We start from the raw sequence: 15,850 nt of genomic DNA, 5'->3' as shown, positions 1-15,850 counted from the left end.
CTCCTGTCCAATACAGAAATCATCTTCTTAATGTAGCATAGTCTTTTTTAAATTGTCCTTTACAAAGGGTACAGATTAATATTTTAAACCACTATCATTCAGCGTTAATACAATATTTTTTCCTTTTTCTTTGCCTTTTAGCAATTTAATTGCTGCACTAACATTCGCTCCTGATGAAATTCCAACAAATGTTCCCTCTAATTTAGCAAGGTCTCTTGCCATTTGGCAAGCTTCTTCATCTGTTACTTGTACACATCCGTCAATTAACTTTTTGTTTACCTTTGGTAAATTCATAGCATATCCACATCCTTGAACTTTGTGGCGACCATCATTTATAATCGAATGACCTGCATATACAGCAGCATTAACAGGCTCAGCAATATAGCAACGAATGTCTTTATTGTATTCTTTTAGTTTTTCAGCACATCCTTCAAACGTACCACCACTTCCAACTATATCAACAAAACAATCTATTTCACCATCACTTTGTTCCCACATTTCTACTGCAGTATGGAGTAGATGTGCCCTATATGAACTTTCTAACTTGAACTGGTCTGCACGAAAAGCATTTCTTTCTTTTGTTAATCTTTTCGTCATTTCTTCTACTAATTTTAAATCTTCTCCAGATACTTGTCCTTTAACTGAATTTTTAGCCTGTGAAACTATAACAACTTCTGCCCCAAGTGCACGCATCATTTTAGCTCGTTCCATGGAATTACCTTCTGACATACAAGCTATAAACGGATGTCCTTTTGCTTGACAGACAATTGATAGTCCTGTACCTGTATTCCCACTTGTTAGCTCAATCACAGGTTGACCTGGTTTTAAATGCCCACTTGCCTTAGCTTCCTCAATCATTTGTAAAGCAGGACGGTCTTTTTTGCTGTATCCAGGATTTAAATACTCTAATTTTGCAAAAATATTTCCTTTAACTCCATAATGTTTTGTTATTCTGCTAAGACGTAGCATCGGTGTTTCACCAATTGATTCATAAATACTTTCCATTATTTTTTTCATACTCATTGCCTCCTCAAAATAATTGTGATATCATAAACTATATTTAACAATAGTAAAATATATTTTCCGTTAATTATACTTTACTATCGTTAAATATATTTGTCAATAGTATAAAGGAGGTTATCAACTTATGAATATAAATTTAATCATTTCTGAGAATCTCAAGCGACTTCGTAAAGATCAAAATTTGAGTTTGAGTAAACTGTCGGAATCATCTGACATTAGCAAAGTTATGTTATCTCAAATCGAAAAAGGTGATACTAATCCAACTATAAATACCATATGGAAAATAGCTAAGGGATTAAAAGTTCCATATACTTCACTATTAGAGCAACCCCAAAATGATATTTACGTTGTAAAAAAGTCAGATATAGAAGCTCAAATTACTGACGAATCTCACTATCGTCTATATTGTTACTACTCCAGTACACCATATCGTAATTTTGAACTCTTTCAAATGGAACTTGATAAAGGATGCTCGTATACTTCTGTTGGTCATTCTAGAAAATCCGAGGAATACATTATGGTTTTAGAAGGTGAATTAACTCTAAAAGTAAACAATGAAACTTTTATTGTAGCGGCTAATAACACTGTCAGTTTTACTGCCTCTAATAAACATGTATATTTTAATAGCGGACACGGTACTCTAAAGGCTGCTATAACAAATTTCTATCCTGTCTAACAATAACTTTATTGTAAATCATGAAAAAACATGAAAAATTTACTACGAAATTAAAATAAGCCATTTAAAACTTTTTATAGTCTTAAATGGCTTATTATATTATAATCAGAATCTATCCAGTTGTTTGTTTTAACTAGTTCTTTATTAAACTCTCTTCTCTAGAAAAAGGTTTATTGAATTCATAATGAGAAAAATCCTCTACACTTTCTCCTTCTATTAAAAATAATACACTATTTATATTCTCAAATTCTGTTAAAGAATTTACTATGCTATATATAGCCATAGTCTGAGATGTTGATCCTCCACTTGAATTATTTATAAACTCTTGACTTAAATCTACAGTTGCTATTCCCTTATCCTGTGAATAGTTCAATAACTTTGTTCCTTTAGGTATTACATTATACCCCTGTTTATCAGATTCATTTATAAGCTTTTCTAAAACTTTTTGGCCTATTCCTTCTCCTTCTTTTATTACACTATTCGTTTTAACTGGAAGAAGATATTCTAGATTTTCGTTAGGAAGATATAAAGTAAGGGTTACATTTTTCTCATCACTTAAGTTAAATTCTTGTATTATCCCATACTTTTCACCCTCAGGAGATATTAAGTCCTTACCTTCTATTTTTATTTCTATACCATTTATTTCTTCAAATTGATTTAAAGTATTACTAATAGTTATTACAGAGTTAACTTGATCCATATCTGATTCAAAATTCAAAAAGTCTTTAGATAAGTCTATATACAATACATCATTTTTTTTATTTACAGATAGTATTTTTGTTTTTTCATTTATACTTCTACTCATATTAGAAGTATACGGGCCATTTAATAAGGCTTTTAAAGTAACATCATACTTTTCACCATCTATATACTCTATAGGTCTTGTAACCCAATCTATTTTTGAACCGTTATTACTAGCATAGTAAAGCTTAACTTCTTGTTTTTTTAAATCATTATTTAGTTCTTTATTATTACATCCAACTGCAAATATCATCAAAATTGATATCATCATTATAAAATATATTTTTTTTCTCATATTTACCTCCTAAACTAAATAGGTATTTTTTTAAAGTAGTATCCCTTTCCCCATTTAGTTAATATGTACCTAGGGCTTGAAGAGTTCATTTCTATTTTTTCTCTAAGTCTTCTTATATGAACATCTACCGTCCTTAAATCTCCATAATATTCATACCCCCATATTTTTTGAAGTAAATATTCTCTATCAAATACTTCTCCCTGATTAGTTATTAGAAATAATAATAAATCAAATTCTTTACCTGTCAAGTTTATATATTCTTTATTATACATAACTTTTCTACCAAGCGTATTTATTTCAAAGTTTCCAACCTTAAATTCAGATAACATTCCTACGTCTTCTATTTTTTTAATTCTTCTTAATATAACTTTTATTCTTGCCTTGAGTTCTAATATATTAACAGGCTTTGATAGACAATCATCTGCTCCAATTTCAAGGGCCATTATCTTCTTATAGTCTTCTGCTTGTGGTGTTATCATTATTATAGGTATATTTGATATATTTCTTATTTCTTTACATAATTGAAATCCGTCTTTTTTTCCTATTTCAGAGTCTATTATTATTATATCATAATCACTATATTTTTTATCTAAAGCTTCTTGTGAATTTGATATTTTATCAATTTTATATTGTTCATTTTCAAATGCATATTTTATTTCCTTTATTAATAATAACTGAGAATCTATTATTAATATTTTTACCATATACCTTCCCCCTAGAAAAGCATTCTTTTGTCTCCTACTCTTCTTGTTATCTTATTTCTATCAAAATCTTCTAACAGAGCCATGGCATACTTTCTACTCGCACCTATTAAATCCCTAAATTCTGATAAAGTCAAAGCCTTATTTTCTTCAATATGTTTTTTAACCATATCAACTGCCATATCATAATTTTCCTTATGATATACAAGATCCTCAGTAACCATAACAAGGGTATCTCCTAATAATGCTTCTAAAACTTCTTGATAAGCTTTTCTATCTTGTATAATTTCAGATATATTTCTAGGTGTTAATTTATCACTTTTTAAATTAGTTTCTATATCCTTTTGTATATTCAATTGAGATTTATTAAATTCAACTTCAAAATCATATAAACTAGCTATATTATCTACAATCTTTATATCTTTATCATTTACCAAAAGATTTAATAAAGCATCAAAATCCTTAGTCTTCAAATTCTTCTCTATTCTAGTTCTTAATTCCTCTTTAGATATTCCTTTTTTAAGAGGATTATTCTTATGAGAGTTAGATAGCACTTTTATAATATTATTTTTTAAATCATCATAAAAACTTTTGTCTATATATATATTGTTTATATTCATAATCTTGTTTTGCTCACAAAGCATATCTATTTCTTGTTGTATTATTTCCCTTTTTTCGCCAATATAAACAGCAATATCATTTAAAACAGGATATTCTTTACTATGTTTTTTTATAATTTCTTCTATTATTTCTTTTAAATCTCCTTTTTCCTTTAACTGTAAAGAATTAAGAACATCTGTATCAAATCTTTTATGTTTTTTTGGATTTGAATCTACTATAATTCCTCCACCTATAGTCTCCATAGGAGAATAAAATCTTATTACAAACATATCCTTATTCTTAGCTACAATAGTTTCTTCAAGCCTTATTTGACAATAACCCTCTTCTCCTGGATTTAAAGACTCTTTATCCATAGGAACTATTCTTCCTAAAATTTCTCTAGTACCATGATAAAATCTTATTCTATCCCAATATTTTACCATTCTAGATGAATGCTTAACTAAAGAAAGTTTTACATCAAGCATCATAGACTCACTTAATGATTCAGGATAAGCTAATATATTCCCTCTTTCAATTTCATCAACCTTAACATTAGATAGGTTTATAGCTACCCTTTGACCTGCATAAGCTGTTTTTACTGATTTTCCATGAACCTGTATACTTCTAATCTTTGTAGCTTTATTTTGAGGATATATATTTAGAGTATCATCCACGTCTATACTGCCCTCTATCAATGTACCAGTAACTACAGTTCCAAATCCTTTAACAGAAAAGGCTCTGTCTATATTTAATCTAGGTTGAGCATTTAAATTCTTAGCTTTAACCTCATCACTTATTTTGTCAATTTCACCTATTAACTTATCTATTCCTCTTTTGCTTATAGAATCCACTTCTATTACAGAAACATCCTTTAAGAAAGTATCTTGAACCTTTTCCTTTATATCCTCTTTTATAAGCTCTAAGAAATCTTCTTCTACCATATCGCACTTTGTTATTACTATGATTCCTTTTTCTATATTTAAGAAACTCATAATATCTAAGTGCTCAACAGTTTGAGGCATAACTCCCTCATCAGCAGCAACAACAAGTAAAACCATATCTATACCTGAAATTCCTGCCAACATATTTTTTATGAACTTTTCATGACCTGGAACGTCTACTATACCAGCTCTTTTTCCACTAGGTAAATCAAAATAAGTAAATCCTAAATCAATTGATATCCCTCTTTTTTGTTCTTCTTTTAATCTATCAGTTTCTCTTCCTGTAAGAGATTTTATAAGAGTTGTTTTTCCATGATCTATATGTCCAGCTGTTCCTATTATTATATTTTTCATACTATTCCTCCTATTTTAGTGCAATCGCTAGTTGTTTTGATATAATTTCAAATTCATCATCAAATATAGTTCTAACATCTAAAACGTATTTATTATCATATACTCTAGCAATTATATTATCCTCGCTAAGTCTTAATCTTTCCTCAAGCTCAGATACACCCATATTATTTGGAACTATAGTTATAATCTTTGTATCTATAGTTTCAAGAGGCATAGATCCTCCTCCAACTTGAGAGTGCCCATCTTCTATTTTAATATTAGCATCTAGATTTTGATTCTCTATTATACTATAAAGTTTTTGAGCTTTATCTTTTAATTCATCTATAGAATAAGTAAGCATTCTTAAAGTAGGTATTTCCTTGACTGCCTTTTTCTCATCTAAGTAAAGTCTAAATGTAGCCTCAAGAGCTGCTATTGTTAGCTTATCTACTCTTAATGCACGAGTTAACTGATTTTTCTTCATTTTTTCTATATATTCTTTCTTTCCAACAATTATTCCAGCTTGAGGTCCTCCAAGTATTTTATCTCCACTAAAAGTAACTATATCTGCACCCTTTTTAAGAGAATCTATAACTGTAGGCTCATAGCTAAGTCCATATTTTGATATATCTACAAATAATCCACTTCCCAAGTCTTCAATTACAGGCAAGTCATATTCCTTTGATAGTTTAGATAATTCGTCTATATCAACGCTATCAGTAAAGCCTAGCACTCTATAATTACTAGTATGAACCTTAAGTAATACTCCTGTTTCTTCATTTATAGCATCTTCATAATCTCTTAAGTGAGTTTTGTTAGTAGCACCTACTTCTCTTAATATAGTGCCACTTTCCTCCATAACCTTAGGTATTCTAAATGATCCTCCAACCTCAACTAGTTCTCCTCTTGATACTATAGCTTCTTTACCCTTTGACATAGTACTTAGAACCAATAAAACAGCTGCTGCATTGTTGTTTACTACAAGTACATCCTCAGCTCCTGTTATTTTCTTTATTATTTCCTCTAAGTGAGAATATCTTGATCCTCTCTTACCCTTATCTATATCGTATTCTAAATTGGAGTATCTTGATGCTACTTGCCAAACATCATCTTTTATAATATCAGCTAAAAGAGATCTTCCTAGATTAGTGTGTATAACTACTCCAGTTGCATTTATAACCTTTTTTAATGAAAGAGAATAAGATAATCTTAATTCCTTCACAATATTATTTATAAACTTATCGTAATCAATAGAAAAATTCTCTGCTTGCTCTTCATTTAAGCTTATTATAGATTTTCTTATATTCTCTATGTTTTTTCTTATTGTATCAACAACTAAACTTCTAGGGTATTCTTCGTTTAATTCTATTATAGTTTTATCATTTAATACCTCATCTACAGATGGTAATAAAGAAAATAATTTTTTCTTATTCAAGTTGATCTCCCCTTCATCTATTTTTAGTTTGAAATATATAACTTTTTTAAAAATACTTTTTACAATCAATTATAACACATTTTAAAGCATAAAAAAATAAAGAGGGTTTAGCCTCTTTATTTAACTTTTATATATTTACCTTGTTTTTTAACTACACTTCCTATTATTTTAGCCTCTATAGACCCATTCTCTATCATTTTCTCTATCAATTCATCTGCTTTTTCTTTTTCAACAGAAACCAACAGTCCTCCAGAGGTCTGTGGATCGTATAAAATATCCATTATATGCTGCTCTACATTTTCACTTTCTATATCATCTGACATATAGCTCATATTTTTATACATTCCCTCTGGGATTATACCCATTTTTGCAAAATCAATTGCAGAATTAATTATAGGTACTTCTTCAGAGTTAATTTCAATACAAACATCAGATGCCTTTGCCATTTCAAGAGCATGTCCTAAAAGTCCAAATCCAGTTATATCTGTTACTGAATTCACATCAATTTCATCAAAAGCTACAGCTGCATACTTATTCAAATGCGTCATAATCTTAATAGCTTCATCTTCTACAGATTTGTCTGCTATATCAGCCTTTATAGCCGTATTTACTATACCCGTTCCAACAGGCTTTGTTATAACTAATACATCTCCATCCTTAGCTCCTGCATTGGATAAAACTTTATCAGGATGTACAAGTCCAGATACAGAAAGACCATATTTAGGTTCTTTATCATCAACTGTATGTCCTCCTACCAGTAACGCTCCTGCTTCCTTAACTTTATCAAATCCACCCTTTAATATTTCACCAAGTATTCCCATATCTTTACAAGATGGAAAACACACTATATTCATAGCAACAGTAGGCTTTCCTCCCATTGCATATATATCAGATAATGAATTTGTAGCTGCTATTTGACCAAATAAATAAGGGTCATCTACAACAGGTGTAAAAAAATCTAGAGTCTGTATCAATGCCATTTCTTCATTTAATTTATAAACAGCCGCATCATCCGCTGTATCAAGGCCAACTATAAGTTTATCACTTTCTATTTTAGGCAGGTTACTAAGAGCTTTAGCCAAATCCTCTGGCCCAATTTTTGCCGCTCATCCTGCAGAACTTGTCATCTGAGTTAATCTTATTTCATTTTCCATTTAGCTCCACCGTCCCTCTTAATACAATATATAAATATATAATATCATATTTTGTTTTATAGTTGTATTTATTTTACTGTTATATCGTTTTTTATCGACTCAAACTTTTTCTCCCCAATGCCTTTTACCATCCTTATCTCATCTATAGTTTTAAAATTTCCATTTTGTTTTCTATATTCTACAATCCTTGAAGCTGTAACATCTCCAATTCCAGTCAAGGATTTAAGCTCACTCTCACTTGCTCTATTTATATTTATTTTAGATATTTCTGTTTCATTGTAATTAGAATTATCACTAGAATTATTATAACTATTATAATTTGTATTATTTTCAATATTTTCATTATAATCCTCTTGAATTTCTTTATCCTTACTACTAGGAATTATATAATGAGCTCCATCTTCTAACTTGATAGCTAGATTAACTTTATTCATATCTGCATTTTGAGTAAGACCTCCAAGCTTTTCGACTGCATCTATAAGTCTTGACCCACTTTTTATGTTTACAACTCCACACGTACTTATCTCTCCACTTATATACACTGCAATCTCTGAGTTTTCATCTTCAATAAGCAACTCTTCACTTTCTAAACTTATATTTTCTTCATTTATATTATTTTCTTCATTATCAATATATTTATCTTCTTCTTTGCTTACTACATATACAGATTTTCCAAAGTTTATTTTATTATTTATAAACATACTTATAATCACAATCAATAATATACTAACAAATACCATACAATTTCTTTTATTAAAATTCATAAAATATCCCTCCTAATTCTATATTATTGACAAAAATATGATATACTAAAATCATATTGCATCAAGCAAGGGGGGTATATATGAAAAAAATCACATCATTATTTCTAGCAATATTTTTAATATCATCTTCCTTTATAACTTCTTTTGCAGATGAGAGACCTAGCATTTTAGGAGAATCTGCTATTGTAATGGATCATGATACTGGCAAAATTGTATATGGTAAAAACATACATAAAAAAATGTATCCAGCTTCAACAACAAAGATTATGACAGCTCTTTTAGCTCTTGAAAATTGTGATTTAAGTGAAGTAGTAACTATAGATTATGATTTAGGATATATAGATGGTAGTTCCATTTATATTAAGCAAGGTGAATCATTTACAATAGAGACACTTCTAAGATCTCTTCTTATCAAATCTGCAAATGATGCTGCTGTTGTTCTTGCTAATCATATTTCAGGTTCTACAGAAGAATTCGCAAAGCTTATGAATAAGAGAGCAGAGGAATTAGGTGCAAAAAACACTCATTTTAATAACCCTAACGGACTTCCAGATGAGAATCACTACACTAGTTCATATGATTTAGCTCTAATAGCAAGAGAATGTATGAATTATGATAAATTTAAAGAAATAGTTAAATCTAGATATATTAAAATAGCTGCAACCCCTCAATATCCATACGATAGAGTTTTTAAAAGTACAAACAAGTTCTTATGGGGTGTTCGAGGTGGTAATACAATAGAATATAAAGGTTCTATTGTGGATATAAAGTATGATTTAATAGACGGTATAAAGACAGGCTATACAAACGTAGCAAGAAAATGCTTAGTATCTAGCGGACAAAAAGATGACTTGAGATTAATTTCAGTTGTTTTAAAATCAGAAGGAAACGAAGTCTATAAGGATTCCAGAACTATAATAGATTATGGATTTGATAATTATACAAAATACAATATTATAAATAAAGATGCTGAACTTGGAAGTAAAAAAATATTATTTACTAAAGAGAAAATTCTAAAATACAAAGCAGAAAAAGATTTTAATATAGTAATCAAAAAAGACGAAAATATAGACAATATAAAAACTAAAATAATATTAAAAGAACCACTTGAAATACCTATAAAAAAAGGCGACAATGTAGGAAAAATTCAAGTTTTAAGAGATAACAAAGTAATATCTTCTATTAATTTGATTGCTTCAGAAGATGTAAATTCTATATTCTTTGATGTAGATATAAATAAGGTATTGAGAATATTATGGTTTGTAATAAAAGGGATATTATTAATAGTAGCTGTAATTTTTTCTATAATGCTTTTTATCAGATATATAAATAAAAGAAAATAGTGTTCTTATTCCCAAAATAGAGGGTATTGAAATACCGCTTATGTATTAAATATTTTTAATAAAACTAAGCATTACATCTTATTGAATATCCTAAAAGTTCTAAACTCCCTAACGGTCAAACAACGAACTTTCTTAACAGATATTCAAACGCTGTAATGCAAGTTTTATACAAAAATATTTAAATCATTCGCTAACATTTTAATACCCTCTATTTTTTAGGTATGGTTTATGTATTTTCTTGATTATAACTTATATATTTAATTTACCTTGTAAGCTCTAAAGCCTTTCTTAAAACGGTATCATATCGAGCAATATCTTTCACTGTTTTTGTTAACACACTTCTTTTTTTATAGTCTTCCAGCGATTGTTCAATATATATATCTGGGCTAGTATGCATTTCTTCATTTATTGTAAAATCAGAATTAATTCCTAAGGTCATTGGAAATCTAATAATCAAACCTGAGTTAGGTAAAACGAGTAAAGCCGGGTCTGGTCCAATGCCATCTCCACCTGTGTTTGTTCCAATTAAAGTGGCAAATTTAGGTGCTTTACAAAATGACGCAAAACTTTCAGATGCGGAATATACATTTTCATCAACTAACAAAAGTATTTTACCTTTAAAATTTATATTACCTTTTTTCTTTATTATAGTTTCTGCTGTATAGTAATATCCATAATCAGTTAAATCTCTATTTTTTAATTTCAATGAATCCGTTTTTTTCTTAAATATATAGTGATATGTCATTTTATCTATAATAAAAGGTCTTATATATTTACTATTCCTAAAAGCAATATAATTTTTATATTTTAACTCTTTTTGCGTGAGAGGTGATACAATATTTTTTTCCCAATAATTTGTTGCACCACCACTATTGCCTCTAATATCAAGTATAAGATACGGATAGTCTTTTATTTTACTGTAAAAATCAATCAATATAGAGTTATCTTCATCTATATGCTCCATGCCAAAACTATTTATTTTTAAATATGCGATTTTGTTTTCTTCTATTATATCTGTTTTTATATTTAGTGGTTCATAATCATAATTCCAATCCATTTTACAGGTATTATAATCAGTCAATATTTTTTGTTCAGTTTTTCCATCAGTATATTCGAAAGTCAATTTAATTTCATCAGAAGATTGACTGTATATGGGTAGTGTTTTCGCAAACCATTTATTTCTTTTATGATCGTAATCCAAATATATTTTTTTAAATAATGTTTTAACGTACTCATCTATATTTAATGAGTTAATTTTAGTTAATACTGAATATTGTGGTATCTGAAAATTTTTTTCTAATATAATATATTTGCCTTCAAAATATTTTGCTTTAATTGGTACAAGATCTTGCTTTGCTGAATTAGAATATGCATTATCTTTGCACATATTATATTTTTCATTTATCACTGAATTATTTAATATTTGCTTCCAAGGATAAGATTTATCTACTTTGCTATAGGTTGTTTCTAAGTCATTCCTTTGGTTATAATCTACAATATTTAAGTGTTTATTTTGTAATCGATTTAAAATAGTTTGTAGTTCATAATAGAATTCATTATTATTTTTCGTTTGAGCAATATTTTTTCTGAAATTATCTTTATTTGCGAGCCAATCAAATTTAGTCATATCCTTTTTAACTTGAAAAAACGGAAAACTACTTTCTAGCACTTTATATAAATAATCAAAATCTTCAAGTTTTTGCTGTACTGATAAATAAGTATCATTTTTATTTTCTGATTTTATATTTATATCAACATGTACAAAATAAAATCTATAAATTGCATAAAAAGCAATAATCATATTAATAAAAACGACTGATATCTTACCTATCTCTTTTATATTAAATTTCATATACATCACTCCTTGAAATTTTATTTTATATCAAAAAGTACTTTCTTGTATCCTTAATTTCTATGTAGATGCATTCAAAATATATTCCAAATATCGTTGCATTGGCGGTATTTTCATAGATAGTTTTTCGATAACCCACAGACTCTAGAAAATATAAGAAAACCTAGATCTCATTCATCTGAAATCTAGGCAACGAATTTTACCCAAATACTTTCTTAGTTATAGCACATCCTGTACAAGTAGCCGCTACTCCACCTAAAGCTGTTTCTCTAAGCTCCATAGGTAAAGCTTTTCCTACCTTATACATAGCTTCTACAACCTCATCAAATGGTACTATACTTTCAACTCCTGCAAGTCCCACTTCAGCAGAAATTAATGCATTTGCAACTCCTATTGCATTTCTTTTTTGACACGGAGCTTCTACAAGTCCAGCTATCGGATCGCATACAAGTCCCATTATATTCTTTAATGTAGTAGCTGCTGCATGAATAGCTTGTCTTGGACTACCACCCATCATCTCGACTACACCAGCTGCTGCCATTGCTGCTGCTGCACCAGTTTCCGCTTGACATCCACCTTCTGCTCCTGCAACAGTAGCATTTCTTGTTATTATAGCACCTATAGCAGCACCAGCAAATATTGCATTTATCATATCTTCATCACTAAATCCGTATTCCTCAGCAACTGTTATTATAGCAGCTGGAAGTATTCCACAAGAACCTGCTGTTGGTGCTGCAACGATAAGACCCATAGAAGCATTAACCTCTAAAACTCCCATAGCAGCACTTATAGCCTTTGACATTAACGACCCACATACAGTTTTACCCGTTTCTAATCTAGTTCTTATAAGTTTTGCTTCTCCACCTATAAGTCCTCCAACCGACTTTATATCTTCCGTTATACTCTTGTTAATAGAATTTTTCATTATTTCTAAACTATGAGACATTCTTTGTATTATTTCTTCTCTAGTTTTTGAAGTTAACTCTATTTCTCTTTCTATACAAACTTCATATATAGTTTTATTATGCTTTTCACATATATCTAATAACTCTCTACCATTAGTAAAATTCATAAATATCACCTCTTCCTTACATTCCTTCTATTATAAATGCATCTTGTATTAACTTATCATTAGACTTTATATCAATTATTACATTAGAATCTATTTTATCATCAGCCTCTATTATAGTAAAAGCTTCATTTCCTTTTTCTTCTCTATATATACTCATAAATGCTATATTAATGTTATTCTCAGCAACACAATTAGTTATATGAGCTGCTGCTCCTGGTAAATCCCATTGTTTAACTACTAAAGTAGGATATGCGCCTGTAAACTGTATAGCTAGTCCATTTAGCTCAGTTATTTTTATATTTCCTCCTCCAATTGAGGCTCCCATAACTTCTACATTTCTACCATCTTCTGTTTCTATTATAAACTTAACAGTATTAGGATGCTTATCATCTCCTAAATCTGTTGGAACCATTTCAAACTCTAATCCTCTTTCTTTAGCTATATCAAAAGATGTCTTTATTCTATCATCATCAGGAGAAAATCCTAATATTCCTCCTACAACAGCCTTATCCGTACCATGTCCCTTATAAGTTTGAGCAAAAGATCCATGAAGTAAAAACTTCACCTTTTTAACATTTCCTCCTGCCATTTTTCTTGCCATACTTCCTAACTTTGCAGCACCTGCCGTATGAGAACTTGAAGGTCCAATCATATTAGGTCCTACTACATCAAAAACACTATAGTCTTTCATAATTTCTCCTTTCAAATTACACAATATGATAGTTTAATTATTACAAGTTAGATTATACTACAAAGAATATCATTATACTATATTTTTTTTCAATATATTACATATATTTTGATGTCACTTTAATTGTCTTCTTTGAAGAACTTCATACTATATAAAAGTGCCTATGAAGATGTTAATGAATGTTTTTAGATATTTTGACTAATACAACTTGAATAAATTTTAGAATTATTAATAAGATAAAATCTTAGTTGTATTCAAAATATCGTTATATTCACGGTATTTTCATAGGCACTTTTTGATACACCACATAACTAAAAAAACTGTCAACATTATAAATGCCAACAGTCTTTTTTAATTTACTATTTTACAAGTGCTATAACTTCGATTTCAACTTTAACATCTCTTGGAAGTCTAGCAACTTCTACACAAGCTCTAGCTGGCTTGTTTTCTCCGAAGTACTCAGCGTATACTTCATTGATTTGTCCAAATTCATTCATATCTTTGATGAATACTGTACTCTTTACTACATCTGCAAAAGTAGCTCCAGCTTCTGCTAAGATAGCTTTTACATTTTCTAATGATCTAGCAGTTTGCTCTTTAACTCCACCTTCAACTACTTCCATAGTAGCTGGGTCGAATGGAACTTGTCCAGATACGAATAATAAATTTCCAGCCTTTACAGCTTGAGAATATGGTCCTATAGCCTTTGGTGCATTATCTGTATGTATTACTTGATTATTCATGTTAAAACCTCCTAAAATATTTAATTCTATATTATTATACTATAAATTCATAATAATAAAAGGTAAATTTTACTTTATGTTATTTATTTTTAATATTTACTTTGTATCCATTTTCTTCAACCTTAGATATTATCTCTTTTATATGATCATTATCAAAAGTTTCAAGAACTACATCCACTTCTTGAGTTCCTAAAAGTACTTCATTACCCATTCTACTTTGATTTATATGAAGTATATTCGCCTTAGTTTCAGCTATTAAGTTTATGAACTTTAACATTTCTCCACATTTATCTGGAAGCATAGTATTAAAGCATAATCTTCTACCTTCTTTTTCTAATCCTTTATCTATTATTCTATAAAGCATGTTTACATCTATATTTCCACCAGAAACTACTCCAACTACATTTTTGTTAGTTTCTTTTACTTTACCACTCATTATAGCAGCTGTACAAACAGCACCAGCACCTTCTGCTACTATCTTATCTTTTTCTGTTAAGAAAAGGATTGCTTGAGCTATTTCTTCTTCAGTTACAGTTACTATTTCATCTACTAACTCTTCTATTATTTCAAAAGTTAAATCTCCTGGAGTCTTTACAGCTATACCATCAGCTATTGTTGGAGCCTTAAAGAATGTTGTAACTTTTCCAGCTTCTCTTGATGCCTTCATAGAACCTATGTTTTCTGATTGAACACCTATTATCTTAACTTTTGGATTTAATGCTTTTGCAGCAACAGCTATACCTGATATTATACCGCCACCACCGATTGGTGCTAATATTATGTCAACGTTTTCAAGATCTTCAAATATCTCAAGTGCTATAGTTCCTTGTCCTGCTATAACGTATGGATCATTGAATGGGTGAAGGAATGTAGCTCCTGTTTCCTTTTGTATTTCTACAGCTTTTGCATAAGCATCATCATATACAAGTCCGTTTAATACAACTTCTGCTCCGTAAGACTTAGTAGCAGCTACCTTTGCAAGTGGTGCAGTAGCAGGCATTGCTATAGTAGCCTTTATATCATTCATCTTAGCTCCTAGGGCAACTCCTTGTGCATGATTTCCTGCACTTGATGCTATAACTCCACATTTCTTTTCTTCTTCAGTTAAGTTAGCTATTTTATTAACAGCTCCTCTTATTTTGAAAGATCCTGTCTTTTGTAAGTTCTCTAACTTTAAAAATACTCTATTATTGCTCATATTACTAAGAGCTGAACATTCTAATAATTTAGTCTTAACAGCTATACCACTAATTGCTTCTCTTGCTTTTTTTACATCTTCTAAAGTAACTTTTGCCATTATCATCACTCCTTAAGTTAATTATTCTACAACATGTATTGTACATCGTATTTTGCTAAAAATCAACAAGAAAATCGTTTTCACAATTTTATAATTTATCCAATCATTACAATTACACATCAAACATACTAATGTCCACAAGTACTAGACATATTTTTGCTTTTTTCAGTTTTTTCGAACTTATTTCAA

The 15,850-nt window shown here is 29.5% G+C and carries 14 protein-coding genes; 2 read left to right on the top strand and 12 right to left on the bottom strand.

All coding sequences use genetic code 11. The features are described from left to right. Positions 1 to 75 precede the first annotated feature (75 nt). On the bottom strand, positions 76 to 1,017 hold the full coding sequence (locus tag N4A48_RS01580; RefSeq protein ID WP_293663921.1) for a PLP-dependent cysteine synthase family protein: 942 nt from the start codon (positions 1,015 to 1,017) through the stop codon (positions 76 to 78). Between the two features lie 130 nt (positions 1,018 to 1,147). On the opposite strand from N4A48_RS01580, the gene N4A48_RS01575 reads away from it, so the two are divergent. Further along, positions 1,148 to 1,699 (top strand): helix-turn-helix domain-containing protein, encoded by a 552-nt coding sequence (locus N4A48_RS01575; RefSeq protein WP_293663920.1) that lies wholly within the window; start codon positions 1,148 to 1,150, stop codon positions 1,697 to 1,699. A 133-nt stretch (positions 1,700 to 1,832) separates the two neighbouring features. Here the strand turns inward: N4A48_RS01575 and N4A48_RS01570 are convergent, their stop codons facing one another. The 6 genes from N4A48_RS01570 to N4A48_RS01545 form a co-directional block, all read right to left on the bottom strand. After that, positions 1,833 to 2,735 carry a GerMN domain-containing protein gene (locus tag N4A48_RS01570; protein WP_293663919.1) on the bottom strand — a complete coding sequence of 301 codons (903 nt, stop codon included), beginning with the start codon at positions 2,733 to 2,735 and terminating at the stop codon, positions 1,833 to 1,835. A gap of 14 nt (positions 2,736 to 2,749) precedes the next feature. Beyond that, a complete protein-coding gene (locus tag N4A48_RS01565) occupies positions 2,750 to 3,439 on the bottom strand; it encodes a response regulator transcription factor (RefSeq protein ID WP_293663918.1) in 690 nt (229 codons plus the stop codon). An 11-nt stretch (positions 3,440 to 3,450) separates the two neighbouring features. Next, positions 3,451 to 5,331 carry a selenocysteine-specific translation elongation factor gene (selB, locus tag N4A48_RS01560; protein ID WP_293663917.1) on the bottom strand — a complete coding sequence of 627 codons (1,881 nt, stop codon included), beginning with the start codon at positions 5,329 to 5,331 and terminating at the stop codon, positions 3,451 to 3,453. 10 nt (positions 5,332 to 5,341) lie between these two features. Next, positions 5,342 to 6,745: an L-seryl-tRNA(Sec) selenium transferase gene (gene selA, locus N4A48_RS01555; RefSeq protein ID WP_293663916.1), complete on the bottom strand. Its 1,404-nt coding sequence runs from the start codon at positions 6,743 to 6,745 to the stop codon at positions 5,342 to 5,344. Between the two features lie 116 nt (positions 6,746 to 6,861). Further along, the gene (selD, locus tag N4A48_RS01550) at positions 6,862 to 7,899 is read right to left on the bottom strand and encodes a selenide, water dikinase SelD (protein WP_293663915.1); all 1,038 of its coding nucleotides are present in this window, start codon (positions 7,897 to 7,899) and stop codon (positions 6,862 to 6,864) included. Between the two features lie 68 nt (positions 7,900 to 7,967). Then, positions 7,968 to 8,663, bottom strand: a complete 696-nt coding sequence (locus tag N4A48_RS01545; protein WP_293663914.1) for a helix-hairpin-helix domain-containing protein — start codon at positions 8,661 to 8,663, stop codon at positions 7,968 to 7,970. A gap of 80 nt (positions 8,664 to 8,743) precedes the next feature. On the opposite strand from N4A48_RS01545, the gene N4A48_RS01540 reads away from it, so the two are divergent. Further along, positions 8,744 to 10,006: a D-alanyl-D-alanine carboxypeptidase family protein gene (locus N4A48_RS01540; RefSeq protein WP_293663913.1), complete on the top strand. Its 1,263-nt coding sequence runs from the start codon at positions 8,744 to 8,746 to the stop codon at positions 10,004 to 10,006. 262 nt (positions 10,007 to 10,268) lie between these two features. On the opposite strand, the gene N4A48_RS01535 is transcribed toward N4A48_RS01540, so the two are convergent. The 5 genes from N4A48_RS01535 to ilvA form a co-directional block, all read right to left on the bottom strand. After that, a complete protein-coding gene (locus N4A48_RS01535; RefSeq protein WP_293663912.1) occupies positions 10,269 to 11,858 on the bottom strand; it encodes a S41 family peptidase in 1,590 nt (529 codons plus the stop codon). A 199-nt stretch (positions 11,859 to 12,057) separates the two neighbouring features. Further along, a complete protein-coding gene (sdaAA, locus tag N4A48_RS01530; RefSeq protein WP_293663911.1) occupies positions 12,058 to 12,930 on the bottom strand; it encodes an L-serine ammonia-lyase, iron-sulfur-dependent, subunit alpha in 873 nt (290 codons plus the stop codon). A 16-nt stretch (positions 12,931 to 12,946) separates the two neighbouring features. Continuing rightward, a complete protein-coding gene (gene sdaAB / locus N4A48_RS01525; RefSeq protein WP_293663910.1) occupies positions 12,947 to 13,621 on the bottom strand; it encodes an L-serine ammonia-lyase, iron-sulfur-dependent subunit beta in 675 nt (224 codons plus the stop codon). A gap of 359 nt (positions 13,622 to 13,980) precedes the next feature. Next, the gene (locus N4A48_RS01520) at positions 13,981 to 14,364 is read right to left on the bottom strand and encodes a RidA family protein (protein ID WP_293663909.1); all 384 of its coding nucleotides are present in this window, start codon (positions 14,362 to 14,364) and stop codon (positions 13,981 to 13,983) included. A 79-nt stretch (positions 14,365 to 14,443) separates the two neighbouring features. Beyond that, the gene (ilvA, locus tag N4A48_RS01515; protein ID WP_293663908.1) at positions 14,444 to 15,661 is read right to left on the bottom strand and encodes a threonine ammonia-lyase; all 1,218 of its coding nucleotides are present in this window, start codon (positions 15,659 to 15,661) and stop codon (positions 14,444 to 14,446) included. Between the last annotated feature and the right edge of the window lie 189 nt (positions 15,662 to 15,850).

The organism is Tepidibacter sp., from assembly GCF_025210165.1.
Classification (GTDB): Bacteria; Bacillota; Clostridia; order Peptostreptococcales; family Peptostreptococcaceae; genus Tepidibacter_A.
The sequence above is the reverse complement of the archived record's forward strand: the minus strand, read 5'-3'. Positions and strand labels throughout refer to the sequence as shown.